Annotated in this window: 24 protein-coding genes; 5 read left to right on the top strand and 19 right to left on the bottom strand. The window is 59.1% G+C overall.

The genetic code is table 11. The features are described from left to right. Positions 1–19 precede the first annotated feature (19 nt). Together ACOYXH_RS21050 and ACOYXH_RS21045 are read right to left on the bottom strand one after the other, a co-directional pair. Positions 20–547 (bottom strand): MOSC domain-containing protein, encoded by a 528-nt coding sequence (locus ACOYXH_RS21050; protein WP_095048688.1) that lies wholly within the window; start codon positions 545–547, stop codon positions 20–22. Continuing rightward, a complete protein-coding gene (locus ACOYXH_RS21045; RefSeq protein ID WP_460409925.1) occupies positions 544–1,170 on the bottom strand; it encodes a DUF1780 domain-containing protein in 627 nt (208 codons plus the stop codon). Before ACOYXH_RS21045 ends, ACOYXH_RS21050 begins: the two co-directional genes overlap by 4 nt. 130 nt (positions 1,171–1,300) lie before the next feature. Between ACOYXH_RS21045 and ACOYXH_RS21040 the strand changes: the two genes are divergently transcribed. The 3 genes from ACOYXH_RS21040 to ACOYXH_RS21030 all read left to right on the top strand — a co-directional run bounded on the left by ACOYXH_RS21040 (position 1,301) and on the right by ACOYXH_RS21030 (position 2,735). After that, positions 1,301–1,768 (top strand): FAD/FMN-containing dehydrogenase, encoded by a 468-nt coding sequence (locus ACOYXH_RS21040; protein WP_220557007.1) that lies wholly within the window; start codon positions 1,301–1,303, stop codon positions 1,766–1,768. Then, positions 1,765–2,454, top strand: a complete 690-nt coding sequence (locus ACOYXH_RS21035) for an energy-coupling factor ABC transporter permease (RefSeq protein WP_095048686.1) — start codon at positions 1,765–1,767, stop codon at positions 2,452–2,454. Before ACOYXH_RS21040 ends, ACOYXH_RS21035 begins: the two co-directional genes overlap by 4 nt. A 65-nt stretch (positions 2,455–2,519) precedes the next feature. Further along, a complete protein-coding gene (locus tag ACOYXH_RS21030) occupies positions 2,520–2,735 on the top strand; it encodes a hypothetical protein (RefSeq protein ID WP_007909901.1) in 216 nt (71 codons plus the stop codon). Positions 2,736–2,741: 6 nt separating this feature from the next. Here ACOYXH_RS21030 and yacG read toward each other — a convergent pair whose 3' ends face one another. The 5 genes from yacG to pilB are packed head-to-tail and all read right to left on the bottom strand — an operon-like array spanning position 2,742 to position 7,353. Continuing rightward, entirely contained in the window at positions 2,742–2,942 is a 201-nt protein-coding gene (gene yacG, locus ACOYXH_RS21025) for a DNA gyrase inhibitor YacG (RefSeq protein WP_095048684.1), read from the bottom strand. Further along, positions 2,939–3,562, bottom strand: a complete 624-nt coding sequence (coaE, locus tag ACOYXH_RS21020; protein ID WP_460409924.1) for a dephospho-CoA kinase — start codon at positions 3,560–3,562, stop codon at positions 2,939–2,941. Before coaE ends, yacG begins: the two co-directional genes overlap by 4 nt. Beyond that, the gene (locus ACOYXH_RS21015; protein WP_095048682.1) at positions 3,559–4,431 is read right to left on the bottom strand and encodes a prepilin peptidase; all 873 of its coding nucleotides are present in this window, start codon (positions 4,429–4,431) and stop codon (positions 3,559–3,561) included. The genes coaE and ACOYXH_RS21015 overlap by 4 nt, the downstream gene beginning before the upstream one ends. Before the next feature lies 1 nt (position 4,432). Beyond that, on the bottom strand, positions 4,433–5,650 hold the full coding sequence (locus ACOYXH_RS21010; protein ID WP_093434875.1) for a type II secretion system F family protein: 1,218 nt from the start codon (positions 5,648–5,650) through the stop codon (positions 4,433–4,435). A gap of 2 nt (positions 5,651–5,652) precedes the next feature. Further along, positions 5,653–7,353, bottom strand: coding sequence for a type IV-A pilus assembly ATPase PilB (gene pilB, locus ACOYXH_RS21005; RefSeq protein WP_095048681.1), 1,701 nt, complete (start codon positions 7,351–7,353; stop codon positions 5,653–5,655). Positions 7,354–7,579: 226 nt separating this feature from the next. Here pilB and ACOYXH_RS21000 point away from each other — a divergent pair, with 226 nt between their 5' ends. After that, the gene (locus tag ACOYXH_RS21000; RefSeq protein WP_095048680.1) at positions 7,580–8,011 is read left to right on the top strand and encodes a pilin; all 432 of its coding nucleotides are present in this window, start codon (positions 7,580–7,582) and stop codon (positions 8,009–8,011) included. 294 nt (positions 8,012–8,305) lie between these two features. Next, positions 8,306–8,662, top strand: a complete 357-nt coding sequence (locus ACOYXH_RS20995; protein ID WP_047600285.1) for a BON domain-containing protein — start codon at positions 8,306–8,308, stop codon at positions 8,660–8,662. A gap of 287 nt (positions 8,663–8,949) precedes the next feature. Here ACOYXH_RS20995 and ACOYXH_RS20990 read toward each other — a convergent pair whose 3' ends face one another. The 12 genes from ACOYXH_RS20990 to ACOYXH_RS20935 all read right to left on the bottom strand — a co-directional run bounded on the left by ACOYXH_RS20990 (position 8,950) and on the right by ACOYXH_RS20935 (position 25,245). Next, positions 8,950–9,246: a DUF2845 domain-containing protein gene (locus ACOYXH_RS20990; RefSeq protein ID WP_095125451.1), complete on the bottom strand. Its 297-nt coding sequence runs from the start codon at positions 9,244–9,246 to the stop codon at positions 8,950–8,952. Then, positions 9,246–12,194, bottom strand: coding sequence for a DUF748 domain-containing protein (locus ACOYXH_RS20985; protein ID WP_320413508.1), 2,949 nt, complete (start codon positions 12,192–12,194; stop codon positions 9,246–9,248). Before ACOYXH_RS20985 ends, ACOYXH_RS20990 begins: the two co-directional genes overlap by 1 nt. 199 nt (positions 12,195–12,393) lie before the next feature. Beyond that, positions 12,394–13,410: a class I SAM-dependent rRNA methyltransferase gene (locus ACOYXH_RS20980; protein ID WP_095048677.1), complete on the bottom strand. Its 1,017-nt coding sequence runs from the start codon at positions 13,408–13,410 to the stop codon at positions 12,394–12,396. Positions 13,411–13,548: 138 nt separating this feature from the next. Continuing rightward, complete coding sequence (locus ACOYXH_RS20975; protein ID WP_460066046.1) at positions 13,549–14,421, bottom strand: oxygenase MpaB family protein; 873 nt, start codon at positions 14,419–14,421, stop codon at positions 13,549–13,551. Positions 14,422–14,472: 51 nt separating this feature from the next. Further along, the gene (gene acs / locus ACOYXH_RS20970; RefSeq protein ID WP_460066044.1) at positions 14,473–16,410 is read right to left on the bottom strand and encodes an acetate--CoA ligase; all 1,938 of its coding nucleotides are present in this window, start codon (positions 16,408–16,410) and stop codon (positions 14,473–14,475) included. Between the two features lie 230 nt (positions 16,411–16,640). Next, a complete protein-coding gene (gene pgi, locus ACOYXH_RS20965; protein WP_095048674.1) occupies positions 16,641–18,305 on the bottom strand; it encodes a glucose-6-phosphate isomerase in 1,665 nt (554 codons plus the stop codon). 229 nt (positions 18,306–18,534) lie between these two features. Further along, a complete protein-coding gene (panD, locus tag ACOYXH_RS20960) occupies positions 18,535–18,915 on the bottom strand; it encodes an aspartate 1-decarboxylase (RefSeq protein ID WP_003205654.1) in 381 nt (126 codons plus the stop codon). A 210-nt stretch (positions 18,916–19,125) separates the two neighbouring features. Further along, complete coding sequence (panC, locus tag ACOYXH_RS20955) at positions 19,126–19,986, bottom strand: pantoate--beta-alanine ligase (RefSeq protein WP_095048672.1); 861 nt, start codon at positions 19,984–19,986, stop codon at positions 19,126–19,128. Then, positions 19,983–20,783, bottom strand: coding sequence for a 3-methyl-2-oxobutanoate hydroxymethyltransferase (gene panB, locus ACOYXH_RS20950; RefSeq protein ID WP_095048671.1), 801 nt, complete (start codon positions 20,781–20,783; stop codon positions 19,983–19,985). The genes panC and panB overlap by 4 nt, the downstream gene beginning before the upstream one ends. 401 nt (positions 20,784–21,184) lie before the next feature. Next, on the bottom strand, positions 21,185–21,670 hold the full coding sequence (gene folK, locus ACOYXH_RS20945) for a 2-amino-4-hydroxy-6-hydroxymethyldihydropteridine diphosphokinase (RefSeq protein ID WP_460409923.1): 486 nt from the start codon (positions 21,668–21,670) through the stop codon (positions 21,185–21,187). Between the two features lie 4 nt (positions 21,671–21,674). After that, a complete protein-coding gene (locus ACOYXH_RS20940) occupies positions 21,675–23,075 on the bottom strand; it encodes a polynucleotide adenylyltransferase PcnB (RefSeq protein WP_095048669.1) in 1,401 nt (466 codons plus the stop codon). Between the two features lie 733 nt (positions 23,076–23,808). Then, the gene (locus tag ACOYXH_RS20935) at positions 23,809–25,245 is read right to left on the bottom strand and encodes a sigma-54-dependent transcriptional regulator (protein ID WP_095125446.1); all 1,437 of its coding nucleotides are present in this window, start codon (positions 25,243–25,245) and stop codon (positions 23,809–23,811) included. Positions 25,246–25,251: the final 6 nt, after the last annotated feature.

Below are 25,251 nucleotides of genomic sequence, written 5' to 3'. Positions count from 1 at the left end.
GGCAGAAGCTACAGCGGTTTTATCCAGGGTTGAACGCAGCATAGCCGCTGTCCGGAACCGGTTCGACGCTCACCCGGTCTTCGAGGCGAATGATCCCGCTTTGTAACACCCGCGCGGTAATTCCGCCATGGCCGCGCACCGCTTGAAAGGTGCCCGGGCCGAGGTTGTTCTGCAGGCGTGCGCAGGGCTGACACCAGCCCGTGGTTTCGAATATTGCCTGACCGATGCGAAAGCGCCGACCCTTGAGGCTAAACAAATTGATACCGCTGATAACCAGATTGCGCCGCAGATCTTCAGGCCTGACGGGTTGATCGTCGGGGCGACCCATCAAGGCGCTGATTACCGCCAGATGTTCCCACTGGATCAGGGTCACCTGTCGCGCGTTACGCACACCGGGACGGGCGTGATCGCCGGTCAGTCCAGCTTCCAGCCGCGCCTCGACGGCATCGAGTTCGATCATCGGCCCGCGCGACTCGGGGCGCACGCCAATCCAGCGCACACATCCGGTCTGCGGTACATCGGCGATCAATTGCTGAAGGGGGGTCACAGGCTGATTCCCACATCAAAAACGATGCTGCGACCGAGGTTGCTGCGCAGAAAATCCGGCGCGTCCGGGTGGGCGAACAGCACGCGGGCGAAGGTCGGGCCGACGAGCGACAGCGAGCGCCAGCCCTGACGTAGGTATTCGGTGGGCGGGGGGAAATGGCTGTTCAAATCCAGTACTTCTCGTTTGAGGCTGGCGAAGGCGATGATGTCCAGTTCGCCGAGATCCATGCCGCGCTCTTTGTAGTTGTGTGCTTTTTTGCGCAGGGTCGGCGCCAGTCGCAGCAGGAATTCATTGGCCGGGATTCGTTTCGGCTTGGCTTCACGGCGGACCAACTGACTGAGAGAAAACGCGCTACGCCGCCGCTGCAATTCATCGCGCCATTCGTCGTTGAGCCGGCGCCCCTCGTCGAGCACGAAGAATACCTCGAAATTGGCATCGCGAAACAATACGTCCGGCGGCTCGCCGGCCGGCGCGAATTCATCGGCGCGGTAGGGAATGTTCAGGCCTTGCAGCAGGCGCTGGCAAACCCAACGCTCACGCTCCCATTTGCGGGCATTGGACAGAAAGGTGTTGGCCTGCTCGGCCGCGATGGTCAGCAGGCGTAAATAATCTGAGTCATCCATAAGCCCAAGCTTAGCGTTCAAATGCGACAAGCTGAAAGCGTTCCGCGGCAAAGTGCATCAGTGGGTAGTGGAGAAGGGCGGTGTAGACTCATGGAAATCGATTATTTGCGCCAAACCGTGAGGACTCATCGTGAAATTTCGCTGGCTGCTGCTGTTTGCTGTTTTTCCGCTGTGTGCCCATGCACTCGAAACCGGTGAGCAACTGGCTCCCTGGACGTTGCTCGATCAGTACGAGCAACCCTTCACCCTCGACAACAGCACCACCACGCTGCTGGTGGCACGGGATATGGACGGCGCCAAGCTGATCAAGGAAGCGTTGAAGGACCAACCCAAGGGCTATCTGGAGGCCCGTCACGCGGTGTTCGTTGCCGACATCCAGCGCATGCCGGCGCTGATTGCCAAAATGTTTGCCGTACCGGCCATGCGCGACTACCACTATCGGGTCATGCTGGATCGAGAAGGACGGGTTGCGTCGCGCTATCCCGGCGCGGAAGGCCAGGTGTTGTGGTTGCAACTCAAGGACGGTCGATTGCTCTCGCAACGTGAGTACGCCAACGCGGGTGACCTGCGCGAGGCACTGGAGAAGGCGCGCCCATGATCGGCGTTGAGGTGCTGGCGACCGAAAGTCTGTTGCTGGGCTGGCTGATTTATCTGCCGGTGCTGCTTTGGGCGATCGTGCGGGCGCCGTGGGTCGAGTTGTTCAGCGACAGCCGGCGTCAGCATCTGCTGTTCGGCACCGTGTTTGCGTTGTTTCTCTTGTGGTTGATGCGCAGGGATTTCGACACAGGCGTGTCGTATCACTTCCTCGGCATGACGGCGGTAACCCTGTTGCTGGACTGGCCGCTGGCGATCGTTGGCGGACTGGTGGCGCAAATCGGCCTGGTACTGCTCGGGCGTCAGGATCTTGCGGCGATGGGGGTCAATGGCGCCTTGTTCATTTTGCTGCCGGTGCTGGTCACCGAGTGCGTGGCAATCCTTGTCGAGCGTGCTCAACCGCGCAACCCGTTCGTGTATATCTTCTGTTCCGGTTTTTTTGCCGCCGCGTTGTCGGCCTTGTTGTGCCTGATCCTCAGCCTGACGCTGCTGTGGTACGACGGCCTTTTCGCCATGCCGGAGTGGCTGGAAGACTTCATCGGTTACGTGTGGCTGATCATTTTCCCCGAAGCGTTCATCAACGGCATGATCATCAGTGCGCTGGTGGTATTCAGCCCGGAGTGGCTGGAGACCTTCAACCGCACGCGCTACCTTTCGGCGCCGTGGAAGGACGACGATCCGAAGTCTTGATCCACATCAAATCCGCCACGCGCGGGAAATTTCATGCTCGCGCAAATCCCTTCAGGAGCAGCGGCATGAGTGTTTACGAGTGGGCAAGGCAGGAGACCCGGCAGAGTCTGGACATGGCGCAGGAGGTGGGCTTTGACCCGGGGTTGAGTTTGCGTGCCTTGCTCAGTGCGGTGGTGCAGCAGAGCAAGGCCGTGCGCAACGCCGAAGACCTGGCCGACGAGTTGCGCTTTCTGGCGGAAAACCTCGACGACGATCAGGACTACGGCTTTATGCGGCCCTGATCGAGATCAGTGACGCGGATCGAAGTCGCCGGAAAACAGTTCGTCCTCGGCATCCGGTGCGACCGGAATCTTGTGTTCTTCCGACGCCCAGGCGCCGAGGTCGATCAGCTTGCAGCGATCAGAGCAGAACGGCCGAAACTTGTTTTCGGGGATGAATTCCACGGGGGCGCCGCAGGTCGGGCATTCAACGGTGGGGATCTGGCTCATGCTTGGCCTCCGGATAAAGTCAGGTAAAAGTGATGCAGACGCTCGACTTCGCTGTGCAGCCAGGCGAGGTCGCGGTCGTTGACGACCACGTCGTCGGCGCGGCTCACACGCTCTTCGCGGCTCGACTGGGCCTTGAGGATCGCCTGAACCTGCTGCTCGCTGGTCTGGTCACGCTGCAAAGTGCGTTCGATCTGCAATTGTTGCGGAGCGTCGATCACCAGAATGCGCTGGGTCATCGCGTATTGCCCGGATTCAATCAGCAGCGGCGACACAAGAATCGCATAAGGCGATTTTGCCTGCGCCAGGTGATGAGCGATTTCCTCGGCGATCAGCGGATGCAGCAGGGCTTCGAGCCAACGGCGTTGCTCCGGCTCTTCGAAGATCAGTTTGCGCAGGGCAGCGCGATCCAGCGTGCCATCGGCCTGCAACACGTCGGGGCCGAAGTGTTCGGCAATCTGCGCCAGCGCCGGGCGCCCCGGTTCAACCACCCAGCGCGCCGCGTGATCGGCATCCACCACGTGGATACCCAGATCAATGAAGTGCTGAGCCGCCGCGCTTTTGCCGCTGCCAATGCCGCCGGTGAGGCCGAGAATCCAGGGTTTTTCCACAGGGGTATTCATTTCAAACCGACAAACTGCCAATAGAAGGCGGTTATTTGACCACCCCAGAGCAAGGCAATCCAGCCGGCAATTGCCAGATAAGGGCCGAAGGGGATTGGCGTCGAGGTTTTTTGCTCTCGCAGGCGCAACAAAATCACCCCGATAATGGCGCCGACCAGTGATGACAACAGAATCGTCAGCGGCAGAATCTGCCAGCCGCCCCATGCCCCCAGCAGCGCCAAAAGCTTGAAGTCACCATGACCGATGCCATCCTTGCCGGTCAGCAGCTTGAACAGCCAGAACACTGACCACAGCGCCAGATAACCGGCCACCGCGCCCCACAACGCATCGTGCAAGGTCACGAACAGGCCGAAACTGTTGACGATCAACCCCAGCCACAGCAACGGCAACACCAGCACATCAGGCAATAGTTGATGCTCGGTGTCGATCAGACTCATCGCCAGCAGACCCCAGGTGAGGACGATCAGCAAGCACGCCGGCCAACCGAAACCCAAGTGCCAGGCGATGAAGGCCGAGAGCAGCCCACAGGCCAGCTCGGTCAACGGATAACGTTTGCTGATCGGTGCGGAGCACGCTGAACAGCGCCCACGCAGCCACAGATAACTGAGCAGGGGAATGTTTTCCCACGGGCGAATACGGTGGGCGCAATGGGGGCATTCGGAGTGCGGCAGCATCAGGTTGTAGACGGGTTGCGAGGCTTCGCCGGGCAAACCGAGCACATCGTGTGCCTGCTGGCGCCAGTCGCGTTCGAGCATTTTCGGCAGGCGCCATATCAGCACATTCAGGAAGCTGCCGACCACCAGGCCCAGCAGCAGGGCGGTGCCGACAAACGCTAGCGGATACACGGCAAACAGTTCGTCGATAGGCATGTCAGATCGCTGAGCCGAGTTGGAAGATCGGCAGGTACATGGCCACCACCAGCCCGCCGACGATTACCCCCAGCACGACCATGATGAACGGCTCCATGAGGCTGGTGAGGTTGTCGACCATGTTATCCACTTCTTCCTCGTAAAAGCCCGCAACCTTGTCGAGCATGTCATCCAGGGCGCCGGACTCTTCGCCAATCGCGGTCATTTGCACGGCCATGCTGGGAAAGACCCCGGTGCTGCGCATCGAGAAATTCAGCTGCATACCGGTGGACACGTCCTGGCGAATGCGCAGCACGGCTCGCTTGAAGACCACGTTGCCGGTGGCGCCGGCCACCGAGTCAAGCGCTTCGACCAACGGCACACCGGCGGCAAACGTGGTGGACAAGGTTCGAGCGAATCGCGCCACGGCGGACTTGTACATCAGCGTGCCCACCAGTGGCAGTTTCAGCAGCCAAGTGTCTTTGCGATCGCGCAGTGCCTGGGAGGTTTTCAGCGCGTGGCGGGTGCCGAAAATGGCCGCGACCAGCGCAGCGAGAATGGCCCACCACCATTGCTGCATGAATTCCGACAGGCTGATCACCATCAGGGTGAACGCCGGCAGTTCGGCGCCGAAACCGGAAAACACTGACTGAAATTGTGGCACTACTTTGACCAGCAGAATCCCGGTGACAACAGCCGCGACCAGCACCACGGCGGTGGGATAGGTCATGGCTTTCTTGATCTTGGCTTTGAGGCTTTCGCTTTTTTCCTTATAGGTCGCGACGCGTTCGAGCAAGGTGTCGAGGGCGCCGGACTGTTCGCCGGCATCGACCAGGTTGCAATACAACTCGTCGAAATACTGCGGTTTCTTGCGCAGGGCTGCGGCGAAGCTGTTACCGGCCGCGACCTCCTGTTTCACGTCGTCCACCAGTTTGCGCATGGCCGGGTTATCAAAGCCTTCGCCAATAATGTCGAACGACTGCAACAGCGGTACGCCGGCTTTCATCATGGTCGCCATCTGCCGGGTGAACAGGGCAATGTCCCGGGCCTTGATGCGTTTGCCAAAGCTCAACAATGACGCGGATTTCTTGCGCACCTTGCCGGGATTGATCCCCTGTTTACGCAATTGTGCCTTGATCAGCGCCGGGTTCTGTCCGCTCAATTCACCGGTGACTTTGCTGCCTTTTCTGTCCGTGCCTTCCCAGGCATAAATACTGATTTTTGCTGCCTTGACCGCCATGTTCAGTCCTTGGTGACCCGGTTGATTTCTTCAAGACTGGTGATGCCTTGCATGGCCTTGTGCAGTCCGGAGGTGCGCAGGTCGTCGAAGCCGTCGCGGCGCATCTGCAGGTCGATTTCCAGCGAATTGCCTTCGGCCATGATCAAGCGTTGCAGCTCCGGTGTGTTTTTCACCACTTCATAAATCCCCACGCGTCCTTTGTAACCGCCGTTGCAGTGATCGCAACCGACCGGCTCGTAGATCGTGAAATGGCCGATGCGTTCCTCGGGGAAGCCTTCCTTGAGTAAGGTTTCGCGCGGGATCTCGATGGCTTTTTTGCAGTGGCTGCACAGTTTGCGCGCCAGGCGCTGGGCGATGATCAGGCTGACCGAGGTAGCGATGTTGAAACCGGGAATACCCATGTTGTGCAGGCGCGTCAGGGTTTCCGCAGCGCTGTTGGTGTGCAGGGTCGAGAGCACCAGGTGACCGGTCTGCGCAGCCTTGATCGCAATCTCGGCAGTTTCCAGATCACGAATCTCGCCGACCATGATCACGTCCGGGTCCTGACGCAGAAACGAGCGCAGTGCCTGGGCAAAGTCGAGCCCTTGCTTGGGATTGACGTTGACCTGGTTGATGCCTTCCATGTTGATTTCCACCGGGTCTTCGGCGGTGGAGATATTGATGTCGACGGTGTTGAGGATGTTCAGGCCGGTATACAGCGAAACGGTTTTACCCGAACCGGTCGGCCCGGTGACCAGAATCATGCCCTGTGGCTGCTTGAGTGCGGCCATGTACAGGTCTTTCTGCTCTGGCTCATAGCCGAGCGCGTCGATACCGATCTGCGCGCTGGACGGGTCGAGAATCCGGATCACCACTTTTTCGCCCCACAGGGTCGGCAGCGTGTTGACCCGGAAATCGATCGACTTGCTTTTCGACAGGCGCATCTTGATCCGCCCGTCCTGAGGTTTGCGCCGTTCCGAAATATCCAGGCTGGCCATGACTTTCAGGCGTGCGGCGATGCGCCCGGCCAATTGAATCGGCGGTTTGGCAACCTCGCGCAGGATGCCGTCGGTGCGCACCCGCACCCGGTAGTTTTTTTCGTAAGGCTCGAAGTGCAAGTCGGAAGAGCCACTCTTGATCGCATCCAGCAACATCTTGTGCACGAAGCGCACCACCGGCGCATCGTCGGCGTCGAGCCCGCCGATGGCGTCCTGCTTGCTGTCGTCGACGGATTCGACATCGACCCCGTCGAGATCGACATCGGCCATGTCCTCCAGACCGCTGGTGTGGGTGTCGAAGAATTTCTCGATGGCATCGGTAAGTTTGTCGTCCTCGACCAGAATGGCTTCGGTGCTCAGCCCGGTACTGAACTGGATGTCGTTGATTGCTTGATGATTGCTCGGGTCGGAAATGCCCACGAACAGCTTGTTGCCGCGACGCCACAAGGGCATGGCGTGATGCTGACGCACGAGTTTTTCGCTGACCAGGCCTTTGGGCTGGGTTTCCTTGTCCAGGCAGTTGAGATCAAGCAAGGCCATGCCGAAATGCTCGGAGGCGATCTCGGCGACCTGTGAGCTCTTGACCAGTTTGTTCTGCACCAGATAGCTGACCAGCGACAGACGATTGCGTTGGGCCTGTTGCCAAGCTTGCTGGGCGCTTTTTTCCGTGAGCAGTTCGGCCTGGACCAATTGCTTGGCCAGACCGCTCAGAGCGATGTCATTCATGGGGATTCCGCACGCTTGCCGTTCATGACTTATAGCCTAGTCAAGTGACAGCGCCAAACACGGCGGGTGCAGGTGACAAAAAGTGTCAGATAGTGCGGTTGCAGGTTGTAGGAATTGGCGTTGCAAGCGCTTCGCGCCCCAATGGGCGGGTCTTGAAGGCATTGGCATGGCCTATGCTGCGTCACTTTCAGATCATGAGATTTCGACTCATGCATGGAGCGTGTCTATGAAAAAACAACAAGGGTTTACGCTGATCGAACTGCTGATCGTGGTGGCAATCATCGGGATTCTGGCGACCATCGCCTTGCCGCAGTATTCCAAGTATCAGGCGCGGTCGAAGGTGACGGCGGGGCTGGCGGAAATCAGTGCGATGAAAGTGCCGTTTGAGGATGTGATCAATCAGGGCACCGATCCTACCAATACAAACGTGGCTGGCAGTGCAACTGTTTTAACCTCCAACTGCTCAGTGTCTGCAACAGGTACCGCATCTTCGGGTGCAGGTTCGATCGTCTGCACGATTAAAAATGCGCCAGGTCCGGTGCTGGATAAAACCATCACGCTTACTCGTTCCTCCGGAACCGGTGCGGGCGTATGGACTTGCGGTACGACCGTTGCACCGGACTATTCGCCAAAAGGATGTACTGCCAGCGGTACCTGAGTTGTTGATGGACTGCCAAATGCCCCGCAATGCGGGGCATTTTTCTTGGTTCACACTTCTAAAAAGCTTCAATAATTTCAGCGTCTTAGGAACTTTCCCAAAAACCGCAACTTGCATGCGAACATTGGCCAGTTCATGCAAATTGCATGATTTCGGAAATTGGTGATATCTGTAAGTTATTGATTATTAAGAATATTGTTCGTTCGAAAAAGTTGGCACAGCGTTCGCAACTACCTTGGTAACCCTGCTGACAAGACAACCAGCAGACTTTCCAGAAAAACAGGAGTTACTCGTATGAAGAAGTTCGCTATCACTGCCGCTGCTGCTACCGCGCTGACCCTGACCATGGCTTCCGGTGCATTCGCACAATCCACTCAGGCTACCCAGGCTCCAATGACTCTGGCTGCCGGTGAAGTCACCCAGGCTAAAGAAGCTACTTCCGACACTTGGATCACTACCAAAGTCAAAGCTGACCTGGTCACCGAAAAAGGCATTCCAGGTACTGACATCAAAGTAGAAACCAACAAAGGCGTTGTATCGCTTTCGTCGACTACTGCTGTAACTGAATCGCAGAAAGACGTTGCTGTTGCGATCGCCAAGAAAATCAAAGGCGTTAAAGCGGTCTCCGCTGACGGCCTGAAAGCCGAGTAAGGCATGACTTCTCGCCTGGACCGGGAGAAGACGCGACAGACGGGCCGAGCAATACGTCTGCCGCAACTTTAGAGTTCATGCGAACGGTCACACGGAGGTGACCATTACGGGCCCCGGCACTTGTGTCGGGGCCTGTTCTATTTCAGGGACGAAAGAATCAAATGGCACCACAAAACAACTGTAGGAGTGAGCCTGCTCGCGATAGCGGTGTATCAGCCGATTAATGTGTTGACTGACACACCGCTATCGCGAGCAGGCTCACTCCTACAGGGGGGATCGGTTTCGGGTCAGTTACCGCGTTTGCTGTTGATCTGCCGCAGGCGATTGCCTTCGAAGCGCAGGTATTGGTACATACCGTTGCTCGGGCCGTAGGTCCACTCCTCGACCTGAAACTCCTCGCGGCGGTTGGCGCTGCGCTTGTAACCCAAGACATCACGGCTGACCGGCTCACCACACTTTTGCAGGACTTCGCTGGGCCGGTCGCCAAGGCTGATCAATTGACTGCCGCAGCGCAGCGTATCGGACGCCGAGGCGTGACTGGCCGCGAGCGTCATTGCGAGCAAGGCCAGCCACTTTAGTTTCATCATTCGGCGTCCAGATGCATTTGCGTGACCACGCGGCCATCGCTTTCGGCCTCGCCCAGGTTGGCGTCGATGAAGTACACGCGGTCGTCTGCCAGTTGGCCTTTATCGACCAGATAATCCTTGATGCTGCTGGCACGGTCCTGACCCAACTGACGCAGCAGCACATCGCTGCCACTCCAGAACTGGATCACGCCTTCACGCATCTTCGCCGTGCGTTCTTCCTTGCCCAGATCCTTCCATTCGGCTGGCGGCTGGGTTTTCAGACGGGTGCGGTAAATGCCTTCGAGCAGTGGACCTTTTTCGCTGTCTGGCACTTGCAGCAACGAAGCTTGGGCCGGGACTTTATCGCCGCGACGTTGGAGCATCTTGTAGTAGTTGTACTGGTATTCACGTTCCAGACGTTGCTCGGCGAGTAACGGGCCGTCACTGCTTTTGGCGGCAGTGCCTTCGATCTCCAGACGCAGTGCCGGACGCTCCTTCAGCGCTTGAGACAGTTTGATCAGCGCCGCTTCGGCATCCTTGCTCAACTCGCTGGAACCCGGAGCAAACGACACGGTGCCAAGGTCTTGCGAACTGCCACCACTGATCAGCCCGCCAATCATTTTGAAGGGTGCGGCAGCGGCTTTGACGATGAGATTGCGCAGGGTCTGCCAGACAATCGGCATCACGCTGAATTGCGGGTTGTTCAAGTCGCCGGTCACCGGCAACTCGATGGAGATCTTGCCGTCGACGTCCTTGAGCAAGGCAATCGCCAGTTTCAGTGGCAGGCTCACAGCATCCGGGCTGTCGACTTTCTCACCGAGCTGCAATTGCTCGACCACCACTTTGTTTTCGGCTTTTAGCTGGCCCTTGGTAATCAGGTAATGCAGGTCGAGGTTGAGCCGGCCCTTGCGGATGCGGTAACCGGCGAATTTGCCGGAGTAGGGCGTCAACGTGGTCAGCTCGACGCGTTTGAAACTGGTGGCGATGTCGAGGCTGGCCATCGGGTCGAACGGATTGACCGCGCCCTTGATGGTCACTGGAGCATAGCGATCGACCTTGCCTTTGATGTCGACGCTGGCCGGTTTCGCCTGACGGCTGTCGATGGTGCCGATCTGGCCGTTGAGCTGCTGCACGGCGGTGGCGAAGTTCGGCGTCAGGCTGAAGTCGGCGAAGTTGGCCGAACCGTCGTTGATGGCGATGCCGCCGATGTGAATGCCCAGCGGTTTCTCGTTGCTGGCCGGTTTCGCTGCGGTGCTTTTCGCGCCACTGTCGGCCGGTTGCGGGATCAGCAGGTCGTCGATGTTGGTGGTGCGATCGTCGTTGATCATGAACCGCACATAAGGCTGGAACAGGTTGACCTTGTCAATCGACAGGCTGTCGCCGTGCTGATAGTTCAAGCCTTCGACCACCACCTGCTGCCACTTGAGGAAATCGCGGGTTTTCAGGGTGTCGAGGGTGTGCAGTTGATCGATCTGCGCGCGCCCGGTGACGCTTAGGGCCAGCGGCTCGGTGCTCTTGAGATTGACCTTGAGATCACTGCCGAGCATGCCGCTGCGCAGTTCCAGGCGAATGAACGGGTTGATGTAGGACTGCGCGACGCGCAGGTCGATGTCCTGGGTTTTTACATTGAGCTGGGCGTTGACCGGGGCGAGATTGACCGTGCCGTCAGCCGTGATCTTGCCTTGTTTGCCCACGCCGCTATCGAGCTTGAGCTTGAAGGGCGAGCCGTTGAGGCTGTCGAAATCCTGCAGATCGACATTCAGCGGGGTGATGTCCAGTGCTACTGCCGGTTTGGCCGAGCGGTCGGCCAGATGCACGGTGTAATTGCGCAATTGCACGTCTTTGAGCAGCACCTGCCACGGTTTGCTCGGCGCCGGTGGGGTTTTCGGCGAGTCGGCAGCTGCCGGTGTGTTCGCCGGTTCGGCAGCCGCTTTGGCAGCCGGTTTCGATGGCTGGCTGGCAAACAGTTTCTGCCAGTCGAGTTGGCCGTCGGCTTCGAGCGCCGCCCAGGTTTCCAGTTTGTTGCTGCGGATCTTGCCGACTACGACTTGTTGTTTGGCCAGATCCACCGAGGTCTCGCTGACGTCGAGGCGTTCAAGTTTCGCCAGTGGCCGCCCGTCCGGAGCCTTGATGGCGAATGGCGCGATGCTCACTGCGACATTGTTCAACTGCAGTTCGGTTTCTTTCGACAGATTGAGTTTGTATTCGCTGCTGAGGCTAATTACACCATCTTCGAGTACCAGAGGTACCGAGTCACGCACGTAGGGCCAGAACGCTTTCATCTTGCCGTCGGTGACTTTCAGGGTGCCTTCGGAAGTGAACGGGATCAGGCTGAAATTGCCGCTCCAATCGATCCGGCCACCGGCGGGGCCGATGGCGACCAGGGTCATGTCGGCGCTGTCTTCGGGCAGGGTGCTGAGGTTTTTCAGCTCGAAGCTGAGGTCATCGTAGAGAAACTCGATGGGTTCGCTGGGGCGCACGTCCTCAAAGTGCACGACGCCGCCGGCCAGTTTGATGTTGTCGATGCGCAGCGGGAAGGGCTTGGCGTCCGGGTCGGCCGGTGTCGGCTCGCTGGCCGGCACATTGAACAGGCCGAGCAGGTTGAGCTTGCCGTCTTTGGCGAAAAGGATTTCGGTCTTTGGCTTGTCCAGCTCGATGTTCGCCAGATGCAGAGCTTTGGTCCACAGACTGTCGATTTGCAGGTCGGCGTACAGGCGATCGAAACCGACCTGCTCCTTGCCCGGCTCGCCGATCACCAGTCCCCACAAGGTAACTTCAAGGCTGAACGGGTTGAGCTCGATACGCTGGATATGCGCAGGCACCGTTGCGTAATTGGCCAGTTGTTGATTGGCCACACGCAGGGCGATGCCCGGCAAAATCAGAAACCCCAGCAGGCTATAGAGGGCCAGAGCAGTCAACAAGGCGCCAATCGCGCGAATCAATCCTTTGGGCATGTGCGGCTTCATCTGTCTGAATCGGAGTGCCTTGGAGTATGGCACGCGATTCTGGTTCCGAAGTACCTCGCGTGGGGCAGGATTGTTCAGATTTGTCTCAAAACACAGAACCCCTGTGGGAGCTGGCTTGCCAGCGATGAGGCAATACCAGTCGACAACTTTGTTGACTGACCCACCGCAATCGCTGGCAAGCCAGCTCCCACAGGGTTGTTTATAGCTGGAGGATCAGGGTTTTCAGCGGCGGTTGCTGATCCATCGACGGGAAGTCGGCGCCTGGGGTCATCACGCTCCACTCACGCACCGGTCGCCCGGCCTTCTCGGCGCAGCGCAGCACTTGCTCGCGCCAGTCGTCCATGCTGACTTTCGCCAGATTGTTGCAGCAGATCAACACGCCATTGTCGGCGGTGGTCAGCAGGGCCGGTTTGAGCAGGCTCTGATAGTCGCGCAGCAGGTCGACGGTGCCGAATGCGCTCTTGGCCCAGGCGGGCGGGTCGAGCAGGACCAGATCATATTGGCGCTGATCAAGGCGCTGGTAGCTCGGCAGTTTCTGTCCCCGGCGCTGACTGATTGGCAGACCGGCGAGTTGCCGGATCGCCGGAAAGTAATCGGACTGAATGAACTGCATCTCGGGCAACTGCGGATTGAGCAGACCGTTTTCGCGACCGACCGCCAGATTACCCTCGGCGAAATCCAGGTTGCACACTTCGCGCGCGCCACCTGCGGCCGCACTGAGGCCAACGCCGCAGGTGTAGGCGAATAGGTTGAGCACGGATTTGCCTTGGGCGTGATCCTTGACCCAGCCACGGGTGTTGCGCAGGTCGAGGAACAGCAGCGGATCCTGTCCAGCATGGCGTCCGCGCACCCGGTAGTTGAGGCCCCATTCGTGGCCGACCAGATCGGCCAGTGCCGCGTCTTCAGCTTTGTAGACGCTGTCTTCCCGGTCGATGCGCGAGTTGCCACGGGAACGGTCGTTGTAAACCAGCAAGGTTTCCATCCCCAGGCTCTGATTAACCATGGCGTGCAGTTGCAGCAGGTCGTCACGCTCCAGCGTCTGGTGAAAGCTTTGCACCAGCAGTTGCGGGCCGTAGCGGTCGATGGTCAGGCCGCCGGCGCCTTCCTGGCTGCCGTGGAACAGCCGATAGCAATCGGTGCCCTGGCTGTGCAGCTCAGCGAGCAAGTCCTGGCGTTGATCGAGGGCGGCGCGCAGCGCCTGATTCAAGGAAGACATGCGGGCGCCTTGCTGGTGAGAATTGGGGCGCGGGAGTTTAGCAGCTTGGCGGGCAATCGAGTTGCGCCCTTCGCGAGCAGGCTCGCTCCCACATGGGAATGCATTCCAAATGTGGGAGCGAGCCTGCTCGCGAAGCTTTTAGGTCAGCAAACCCATTCGTCGTTTAGCCCGTTGCACCGAACCATTGCGCATCGCCCAGCGCAGCATCGGTGCGCTGCGCCGGACGCTGGCGCGAATCAGTTGCCGTTGCAGCGAACTCTGTCGCACATCAAGCATGTCGCTGGCCCAGTCCGGCAACAGGTCGATACCGGCCTTCATCATCAGATCGCCAAACGGCCGGGCCAGAACACTCGGCGCCGGCGCGTCGAGCAGCAGGCGCAAGACTTCGCGGCTGCGCTCGTCGCACAGCAACTGCGGGCGCATGCGTTGCAGATAATCAGCCACGGCTTGCCGCGATTTCGGCACATCCCGCGCGCCCAAACGTTCAGCCACCACGGCGATTTCCGCGTAATAGCGATCCTGATCCATGCCTGACAACTGCGGGTTGCGATAGCGCAAATGCGCGGCAAGAAAGTTGCTGACTTCCGCCACATGCACCCAGGTCAGCAAATCCGGATCGCTGGCCGCGTAAGGTCGTCCGTCCGGCGCGGTGCCGACCACTTGCAGGTGAATGGTGCGCACTTTCTCGATCAGCCAGTCGGCGTCTTTTCTTGAGCCAAACGTAGTGCCGGAGACGAACTGACTGGTACGCCGCAAGCGCCCGAGCATGTCTTCACGAAAGTTCGAATGATCCCAGACCCCGGCCAGTGCCAGCGGATGCAAAGCTTGCAGCAACAGCGCGCTGATGCCGCCGATCAACATGCTGCTGAAATCGCCGTGCACCTGCCAGCTGATCGAATCCGGGCCGAACAGGCCGGGATCGCCCTTGGGGTTTTCCAGGTCGAGCTGACCGAGCGACAGCCCGGTCAGGCTCATGAGTTGCTGTTCGATACGGCTGCGGATGAATTCCATGAACACTCAGTGAAGAAGGGAGGGCGCGGCCGATGGACCGCGCCCGGGGTGTTACTGATTGAGGCGCTTGTCGATCAGGCCTTGCACCACACTCGGATCGGCCAGGGTCGAGGTATCACCGAGGCTGTCGAGTTCGTTGCAGGCGATCTTGCGCAAGATGCGCCGCATGATCTTGCCTGAACGGGTTTTCGGCAAGGCCGGCGCCCACTGGATCAGATCCGGTTTGGCGAAGCTGCCGATTTCCTTGCTGACGTGGGCCAGCAATTCTTTCTTCAACTCGTCATTGGGTTCGGTGCCGTTCATGGGTGTGACGAAGGCGTAGATGCCCTGACCTTTGACGTCGTGGGGGTAACCAACCACGGCGGCCTCGGCGATGCTGTCGTGCAATACCAGTGCGCTTTCCACTTCGGCGGTACCGATGCGGTGGCCGGAGACGTTGATCACGTCATCGATGCGCCCGGTTATCCAGTAATCGCCGTCCTCATCGCGGCGTGCGCCGTCGCCGGTGAAGTAGTAGCCGGGGTAGGGTTTGAAATAGGTGTCGACCATGCGCTGCGGGTCGCCATAGACGCTGCGGATCTGCGCTGGCCAACTCGACTTGATCGCCAGCACGCCACTGCCGGCGCCTTTGATTTCCTTGCCGTGCTCATCGAGCAGCACCGGTTGCACGCCGAACATCGGTTGCGTGGCGCAGCCAGGCTTGATTCGCTGGGCGCTGACCAGCGGGCTGAGCATGATGCCGCCGGTTTCGGTCTGCCACCAAGTGTCGACGATGGGGCAGCGCTGTTCTCCGACGACATTGAAATACCATTCCCACGCTTCCGGGTTGATCGGCTCACCGACGCTGCCGAGTAATCTGAGGCTGGCGCGCGAGGTTTCCTTCAACGGTTCGGCACCTTCACGCATCAACGCGCGCAGGGCGGTCGGCGCGGTGTAGAAGATGTTGACTTTGTGTTTGTCGATCACCTGCCAGAAACGTGAACTGCTCGGATAGCTCGGCACGCCTTCGAACATCAGCGTGGTCGCACCATTGACCAGCGGGCCGTAGACGATGTAGCTGTGGCCGGTAACCCAGCCGACGTCAGCGGTGCACCAGAACACTTCGCCGTCGCGGTAATCGAGCACGTACTTGAAGGTCATCGCCGCTTGCAGCAGGTAGCCGCCGGTGGTGTGCAGCACGCCTTTGGGTTTGCCGGTGCTGCCGGAGGTGTAGAGGATGAACAGCGGGTCTTCGGCGTCCATCGGCTCCGGTGGGCAATCGTCGCTGACCTCGCGCACGGCCTGGTGATACCAGAGGTCGCGACCCTCGACCCAATCGACTTTGCCCTGGGTGCGTTCGACCACCACGACAGTACTGACGTCGGGGCAACTTTGCAGGGCTTTATCGACGTTCTGCTTCAGCGGCACGAACTTGCCACCGCGCACGCCTTCATCGGCGGTGATCACCGTGCGGCAGTCAGCATCAAGGATGCGGTCACGCAGGGAATCGGGGGAGAAACCGCCAAACACCACCGAATGGATTGCGCCGATCCGCGAACAGGCAAGCATGGCATATGCGGCCTCGGGGATCATTGGCATGTAGATGCACACCCGGTCGCCTTTCTTCACACCACGGCTTTTCAGCACGTTGGCCAGGCGGCAGACGTGGTGATGGAGTTTTTTATAAGTGATTTGCGCTGATTCTGCCGGGTCGTCGCCCTCCCAGAGCAGGGCGGTCTGATCTCCGCGCTTGTCCAGATGGCGGTCGATGCAGTTGTAACTGACGTTCAGCTTCGCACCGACAAACCAGGCGGCTTCACCGGTTTTCAGGTCGTAGCGCTGAACGGTCTGCCACGGCGTGCTCCAGTCGAGGAACCGCGTGGCCTGTTCGGCCCAGAAGGTGCTGGGGTGTTCAATGGATTCGCGGTACAGGCGCCGATAGTCATCCTGACTCAATTGCGCAGCCCGGCGGACGGCATCGGCTTTGGGGAACGTGCTGATATCGAACATGACGGTTCCTTATTCTTGTTGTGCGACAAGAGGGGAGCTGTACGACCCTCGTAGGAGCTGCCGAAGGCTGCGATCTTTTGATCTTGTTTTTTAAGGTCAAGATCAAAAGATCGCAGCCTTCGGCAGCTCCTACAGGGATCGTGTACGCCACCGATTCTGCGATTAGCCCGGTGCCGTGGAACTGTCGATGTTGCAAGCTGTAGGGGCAGGCAAACCGCCCCTTCAGCCTATCACCCGCGGTGACGACCGCGGAAGTAGTTGATCAAGCCCTGAGTGGAAGGGTCATCAGCAGTGCTTTCATCGCTGCCGACCAGACGGTTGTAAACGCCTTTGCCCAGTTCCTTGCCCAGTTCCACGCCCCATTGGTCGAAGGCGTTGATGCCCCAGACCACGCTTTGCACGAACACTTTGTGTTCATACATCGCCACCAGTGCGCCGAGACGACGCGGGCTGATGCGCTCGACCACGAGGGTGTTGCTCGGACGGTTGCCCGGGATCACCTTGTGCGGCGCGAGCTTGTGCACTTCATCTTCGCTCATGCCCTTGTCGCGCAGTTCCTGCTCGGCTTCCGGCAAGGTCTTGCCGAGCATCAGTGCCTGGCTCTGCGACAGGCAGTTGGCGTACAGCCACTGGTGGTGGTCGGAGACCGGGTTGAAGCTGACGATCGGCACGATGAAATCGGCCGGAATCAACTGCGAACCTTGATGCAGCAACTGGTGGTAGGCGTGCTGACCGTTGCAGCCGACGCCGCCCCAGATCACCGGACCGGTATCGGTCGACACCGGCGTGCCGTCCTGACGCACGCTCTTGCCGTTGGATTCCATGTCCAGCTGTTGCAAGTGCTTGGTGATGTTACGCAGATAGTGGTCGTACGGCAGGATCGCGTGGCTTTGCGCGCCCCAGAAGTTGCCGTACCACACACCGAGCAGGGCCAGCAGCACCGGCATGTTCTGTTCGAACGGTGCGGTCTGGAAATGCTGGTCCATGGTGTAGGCGCCGGACAGCAGTTCCTTGAAGTTGGACATGCCGATGGCCAGGGCGATCGGCAAACCGATGGCCGACCACAGCGAATAACGACCGCCGACCCAATCCCACATCGGGAAGATGTTTTCTTCGCGGATACCGAACGCAACGGCCGCTGCGTTGTTGCTCGATACGGCGATGAAGTGACGATACAGCTCGGCTTCCGAACCGCCCTGCGCCAGGTACCAGGCACGAGCAGCCTGAGCGTTCTTCAGGGTTTCGAGGGTGTTGAACGACTTCGACGAAACGATGAACAGTGTGGTCTCGGCGCGCAGTTTCTGCGTCAGCTCGTGGAATTCGCTGCCGTCGATGTTCGCCAGATAATGGCAACGCACGCCTTTCTGCGCGTACGACAGCAGCGCTTCGGACACCAGCTCAGGGCCGAGGAACGAGCCACCGATGCCGATGTTCACCACATCAGTGATCGGCTTTTCGGTGTAACCACGCCACAGACCGTCGTGAATGCGGCCAACCAGATCGGTGATCTGGTTCAAGACCTTGTGGACTTCCGGCATCACGTTGACGCCATTGACCGACAGTTTGTCTCCTACCGGGCGGCGCAGGGCGGTGTGCAGCGCCGGGCGGCCTTCGGAGGTGTTGACGATTTCGCCGTCGAACAGCGCTTTGATCGCGCCCTTCAGATCGACTTCATTGGCCAGACCGACCAGCAGGTTGCGGGTCTGGGCGTTGATCAAATTCTTCGAATAATCGAGAAACAGTCCGCAGCTGCTGAGGGTGAATTGATTGAAGCGCTGCGGATCGGCGTTGAAGGCTTCGCGCATGCTGAAATCCTGCATGGCTTGGCGGTGGTCTTTCAACGCTTGCCAGGCGGGCAGAGCGGTAACGTCTTGAGGAGTGAGGTAATACGCCATCGCTGCGGTTTTCCTTTTTACTTGAACGGCCTTTTGAACACTGAACAGACCCGGCACGCCATGTTTGGGCATGGGATCAACTGCGTCGACACGATTTCTGGACACAGGGCGAATACAGTAAACCTCGCGCTGCGTTCTGTCTTGACTTTGTCTGACCAGATCCCTGTACTTTTTTAACATCGAGGCCGGGAACTGGCCGACAAACGGAGGGGGCGGGGCGAAATCGGGATCAGGCGAGCTGAACCGGGATGGCGTTGCTGGTGTGACTCAGCTCGTTGCCTGGCGCCATGTAAAGCATGCGCGGCTTGAAATTGACCAGTTCCGCTTCGCTGTAATGGGCGTAGGCACAAATGATCACACGGTCGCCAACCTTGGCTTTGTGCGCTGCGGCGCCGTTGACCGAGATCATCCGCGAACCTTCTTCGCCACGGATCGCGTAGGTGGTGAAACGCTCGCCGTTGTCGACGTTATAAATCTGGATCTGCTCGTATTCACGAATGCCGGACAAGTCCAGCCACTCACCATCGATGGCGCACGAACCTTCGTAATCGAGCACTGCATGAGTGACTTCGGCGCGGTGCAGTTTGGCCTTGAGCATGATCGCGTGCATGAGGGTTTTCCCGGGTTGGAATCGAACGGCGGGCAGTGTGCCCGAAGGCTTTAGGGGCGGCAATAAGGCTTGAAACGCAATTTTCATAACACCGAAAACCACTGTAGGAGTGAGCCTGCTCGCGATAGCGGTGTGTCATTCAACACTAATGCTGACTGACTCACCGCTATCGCGAGCAGGCTCACTCCTACAGGGGGTATTGCGGTGTTTTTAAGCGGGTGTATCGAGATTCAGGTGCAGGTTGTCGATCAACCGAGTAGTGCCAAGAAACGCCGCCACCAGAATCACCAGATCGCGATCCTCCGCCGTCGCCGGACGCAAGGTCAGTGCATGGCGTATTTCCAAGTAATCCGGACGCAGGCCCGCCGTTTCCAGCTGCTGTACCTGGGCACTGATCATTGCCGGGAAGTCGCGTTGGCCTTGCTTGATCGACTCGGCAATGTTGCTCAGCGAGCGATAGACCACCGGAGCCACCGCGCGCTGTTCCTCGTTGAGGAAGCCATTGCGCGATGACAGCGCCAGGCCATCGGCTGCACGCACGGTCGGTTCGCCAATGATCTGGATCGGCATGTTCAGGTCATGCACCAGCGCGCGGATCACCGCCAGTTGCTGGTAATCCTTCTGACCGAAAATCGCCAGATCCGGCTGGACCATGTTGAACAGTTTGCTGACGACGGTCGCCACACCCTCGAAATGCCCCGGACGGCTGGCGCCGCACAGGCCTTCGGACAACTGCGGCACGCTGACCCGAGTCTGTCCGGCCATGCCGTCGGGGTACATTTCTTCGACAGTCGGCGCGAAGAGGAGAGAACAACCGGCTTCGAGCAACTTCTCCTGATCCGCTGCCAACGTGCGCGGGTATTTATCGAGGTCTTCGCCGGCGCCGAACTGCAGCGGGTTGACGAAAATACTCGCGACCACGAAGTCCACACGTTGGGTGGCTTTGGTGATCAGTGCAACGTGACCGCTGTGCAGGTTGCCCATGGTCGGCACAAAGCCGATGCGCTTGCCTTCGCTGCGGGCGCGGGCTACGGCGGCGCGTAGTTCGCGTACGGTTTTAACGGTGTTCATGCAGAGAATCCGTGTTCGATGCCAGGGAACGTGGTGGCTTTGACTTCGTTGACGTAAGCCTTTAGCGCGGACTGGATGCTGTCCTGGCCGTGCATGAAGTTTTTGACAAATTTCGGCACGCGGCCGGTGATCGACAGGCCGAGCATGTCGTGCAGTACCAGGACCTGGCCGTCGGTGGCGTTACCGGCGCCGATGCCGATGACTGGAATCTTCACCGCCTGGCTGATTTCGGCAGCTAGTTCGCTCGGTACGCATTCGAGCAGCAGCATGGCGGCGCCGGCCTGTTCCAGCGAGATCGCATCGGCACGCATCTGCCGCGCCTGGTTCTCGTTGCGACCCTGCACTTTGTAGCCGCCGAGGATGTTCACCGCTTGTGGGGTCAGACCCATGTGCGCGCAAACCGGTACCCCGCGCTCGGCAAGCAGACGGATCGACTCGGCCAGCCACAACTGACCTTCGACCTTGACCATGTGCGCACCGGCCTGCATCAGCATGGCGCTGTTAGTCATGGTTTGTTCAAGGGTGGCGTTAGCCATAAAGGGCAGGTCGGCCAGAATCAGGGCATCAGTGTTGCCGCGTTTGACGCACGCGGTGTGGTAGGCCATTTCTGCGGTGGACACCGGCAAAGTGCTGTCGTGACCTTGCAGGACCATGCCGAGGGAGTCGCCCACCAGCAGCACTTCGACACCAGCTTCGTTGCAGGCGTGGGCGAAGGTCGCGTCATAGCAGGTCAGCATGGTGATCTTTTCACCTTTCTGCTTGAGGCTCTGGAGCGTGGTCAGGGTGATGGCTGGCATGTAAAAAATCCTCGTTCAGGCGCTCTGGAAACTACTGCGAGTAACGCGCGTGATTCTTCATCTACTCAGGCGCACGCTCTTTTGTCGTGCTTATAAGGCCTGGATTGCGCCCGTATGTGCCGGGTTGGCGGCAGCGGGACGCCTATAGTCGTGATGAGCCAACAGGAAGTCAATTGCGTGTGTTACCGCATTGTTACGAGGGGAGTGTTACCGGCGTTACTGATGCGATTCAGCGCTGCGGCGGGGCTGATTTGCGGGGTTTTTGTCGGACAATAAATCTGGATGTGGCGCAATCCCTGTGGGAGTGAGCCTGCTCGCGATAGCGTTCTGTCAGCTAAAGATTTATTGGCTGATCCACCGCTATCGCGAGCAGGCTCACTCCTACAAAGGGCGGATTTATGTCAGGCGTGGGGGAGGCGTTCCAGGCCGACGAACGGGCAGGCGGCGAGCAGATCAGACAGGCTGCGGCCATCGGCCAGACGCAGATCTTGCGGCGCCAGTTCGGCAAGGGGATAGAGCACGAACGCACGTTCCTGAATCTGATAATGCGGGACTTTCAGGCGCGGTTCGTCGATCAGTCGATCACCGAACAGCAGAATATCCAGGTCCAACGTGCGCGGGCCCCAGCGCTCCAGGCGCTCGCGGCCCTGATCATTCTCGATGGCTTGCAGCGCGTCGAGCAGTTCAATCGGCGCAAGATCGCTGTCGAGAGCAGCGACCGCGTTGGTGTACCGCGGTTGGCCTGGCAGCAACGAGTCGCTTTGATAGAAGGCGGAAACGCCCGCGAGTGTGGTCTGCGGCAATTGCCCAAGCGCTTCGACGGCGCGGCGTAACTGTTCGGCCGGGTCAGCGAGGTTGCTGCCCATGCCGATGTAGATGCGTTCCATGCCTTTATTCGCCTGTAGCGCTCGGGGCGCCGGCGCGTTTGCGCTTGGAGCCGCCGCTGCGGCGACGTTTACGTGGCGCGCCGCTAGCGTCATCGCCCTTGCCGCTGAGGTCGCGGATCATGTCGCGACGTTCGCTGTCGTTGGCGTCCTGATAATCAGTCCACCATTCGCCCAGGCCGTCCGTTTCTTCGCCCGCGCTTTCACGCAGCAGGAGGAAGTCGTAACCGGCGCGGAAACGCGGATTGTCCAGCAACAGGTCGGCACGTTTGCCGCTGCGGCGTGGCAGACGCTCCTGCATGTCCCAGATCTCGCGGATCGGCATGGTGAAACGTTTCGGAATCGCGATGCGCTGGCACTGTTCGGCGATCAGCTCGTGGGCGCCTTCCTGCATCGCCGGGATCGGCGGCATGCCACGTTCCTGCAAGCGCAACACGCGAGCCGGCAGGGCAGGCCACAGCAGCGCGGCAAACAGGAACGCCGGGGTCACCGGTTTGTTCTGCTTGATGCGCAGGTCAGTGTTGGTCAGCGCTTCGCTGATCAGTGTGTGGGTGTATTCCGGGTTGTGTTCCAGCGCATCGGCACTGGCCGGGAACAGCGGGGCGAACAGTTGCAGATCGACCAGCATTTCGAAGGTGATTGCGCCGTGTCCCGAAAGGAACAGCTTGAGCACTTCTTCGAACAGGCGTGCCGACGGGATCTCGCGCAGCATCGGCGCCAATTCACGGATCGGTTGCACGGTGTGCTTTTCGATGCCGAAGTTGAGCTTGGCGGCAAAACGCACGGCGCGCAGCATGCGCACCGGGTCTTCCTGGTAGCGCTGCTTCGGATCACCGATCAGACGGATCAGGTGATTGCGGATGTCGTGTACGCCATTGGCGTAATCGAGGATGCGCTCACTGACCGGATCGTAATACAGGGCGTTGATGGTGAAGTCGCGGCGTTGCGCGTCTTCTTCCAGGGTGCCGTAAACGTTGTCGCGCAGAATGCGCCCGCTCTCGTTACGCGAAGACTGGTTGCTGTCTTCGTCGTCTTCGTTGACCGGGTGATTGGCGCGGAAGGTCGCGACTTCGATGATTTCGCGACCGAAATGGATGTGCACCAGTTTGAAGCGACGGCCAATGATCCGCGCATTGCGGAATTCGGCACGGACTTGCTCGGGGGTGGCGCTGGTGGCGACGTCGAAATCCTTGGGCGTGATGCCCAGCAGCATGTCACGCACGCAACCGCCGACCAGATAAGCCTGGTAACCGGCACCTTGCAGGCGTTCGACAATATTCACCGCATAGCGGCTGAATTGCGTTTTCTGCAGCGAATGTTGACCGCTGTTGAGCACTTCAGGGGTGCTGCGGATGTGTTGCGTACGACGCACGGGAGTTCGGAATGACTGGAACAACTTCTTCAGCATGGGATGCACTGTTTGAAGGAATGTTCGGCCATACCAAAGAATGACCGCATGATGGGCGCAGATTCTAGCATTTAGTCGGGGGATGGTGTAGGACACGGCCGATTTGAGCTGCAAGCCGCAGGCTACAGGCATCGCGCGCGAATAAAATGGAGGATTTACCAGGGAGGAGAAACTACAAGGGGAGCCGAAGCTCCCCAAGAAGTAGTTGCGTGCTCTTTTTATTATTGATTCGGGCTTCTTGTTTTTGTTGAGTGCCCTCGCCACGAAGTGTGTCCTTCGTGACCCTCCCAATCGGGAGCCAAGAGCAAACGGATTGCTTTGGTCGCTGAATTGCAGTGATCTCTCGATCCAACCAGTACAGGCTCTGTCTTAGGACAGTTTTTGTTGTTCTCGGCCTGGTCGTGGGGCAAGCCCCAAATACAACGCCTCTCCAAAAGAATCAGTTAGCTGCGCCTCTCGCCGTCTTGTTTTTATTGTGCGTGAGTCGATTCGTCTTATTTTTATTGTCTTGTGCATTGCTTGTTATTGTTCTTGTACCAAACATATAGCAGGGGGCGTGCCAACTTTTGCGAAGCCCAATAAAACAAGGGGTTAGGTCGATATAACCGTTTTGTCGGGGCGAAAAAAAGCCGGGGTTTCGTTACCGATAACCCCGGCTTCTGTTACGTGAATCGACTGAGGTAACAGTTTTTTCACATCTTCAAGCGTTACCCGCACACTCGACAGGTAACGTTCAGCTCTCGCTGGCGACCCCGGTCTTGCGCCGTGGGATGCCTAGACGCTGACGGCGCTCCCACAGACATTTACGGCTGACGCCCAGTTTGCGCGCCAGTTCGGTCTCGGTCATGTGGTCCTGGTGCTCGAGAACGAAGTGCTGGAAGTAGTCTTCCAGCGACAGGTCTTCGGTCGGCTCATGGCTGCTGTTGCTGGCGTTACCCGCCGTTTGTGGCGGCAGACCGATGAACTCGTCGTCTTCCAGATCGCTCAGCTCGATGTCGATGCCCAGCAGGTCGGCGGAGATTTCCGGGCTTTCGCTCAGAATCACTGCGCGCTCGACCGCGTTCTCCAGCTCACGTACGTTACCCGGCCAGGAATAATGACGGATCGCCTGTTCGGCATCCGCGGCAAACTTCAGGTCGGTACGGTTGATGCGTGCGCTCTGACGAGCGAGGAAGGCAGTAGCGATTTCGTTGACGTCAGCGCCGCGCTCGCGCAGGGCCGGTAGTTTCAGTGCGATCACGTGCAGACGGTAATAAAGGTCTTCACGGAACTGGCCGATTTTCGCCAGGCTCTTGAGATCCCGGTGAGTGGCCGCGATCAGGCGTACATCGACCTTCTGCGACTGCACCGAGCCAACACGGCGAATTTCGCCTTCCTGCAACACACGCAGCAGGCGAGCCTGAGCTTCCAGCGGCAGTTCGCCGATTTCGTCGAGGAACAAGGTGCCGCCGTCCGCCGCTTCGACCAGACCGGCACGCCCGGCGCTGGCGCCAGTGAATGCGCCTTTCTCGTGGCCGAACAGTTCGGACTCGATCAGGCTTTCCGGAATGGCTGCGCAGTTCACCGAGATCATCGGCGCCTTGGCGCGTTTCGACAGGTTGTGCAGCGCGCGGGCCACCAGTTCTTTACCGGTGCCGGACTCGCCCTGGATCAACACATTGGAATCGGTCGGCGCGACTTTACGGATCTTGCTGTACAGATCCTGCATCGGTGGGCAGGAACCGATGATGCCGATTTCACCGTTACTGTTGTCAACGGCGGATTTGCCGCTGCCATTGGTCGGTTTGCTGGCAACCGCTTCGCCGGCCGCCGGTGCCGATTGGCGATCACGCAGGATCCGCGCGACAGCCTGAAGCATTTCATCGTGGTCGAAAGGCTTGGCGATGTAATCCACCGCGCCCATCTTCATCGAGTCGACCGCCGAGCGCAGGCTGGCGTAACTGGTCATGATCAGCACCGGCGTGCCCTGGCCGAGCTTGATCAGCTCGGTGCCCGGAGCGCCCGGCAAACGCAGATCGCTGACGATCAGATCGAACGTAGGAATGGTGAAGCGTTCTTGTGCTTCCTGCACTGAACCGGCTTCGCTGACCTGGTACTGGTTGCGTTCCAGCAGGCGGCGCAAGGCGGAGCGGATAATTGTTTCGTCTTCGACGATCAAAATGTGCGGCATTGATTC

It is taken from the genome of Pseudomonas sp. Mb7 (assembly GCF_054790525.1).
This window is presented reverse-complemented; position numbering and strand designations above follow the sequence as displayed.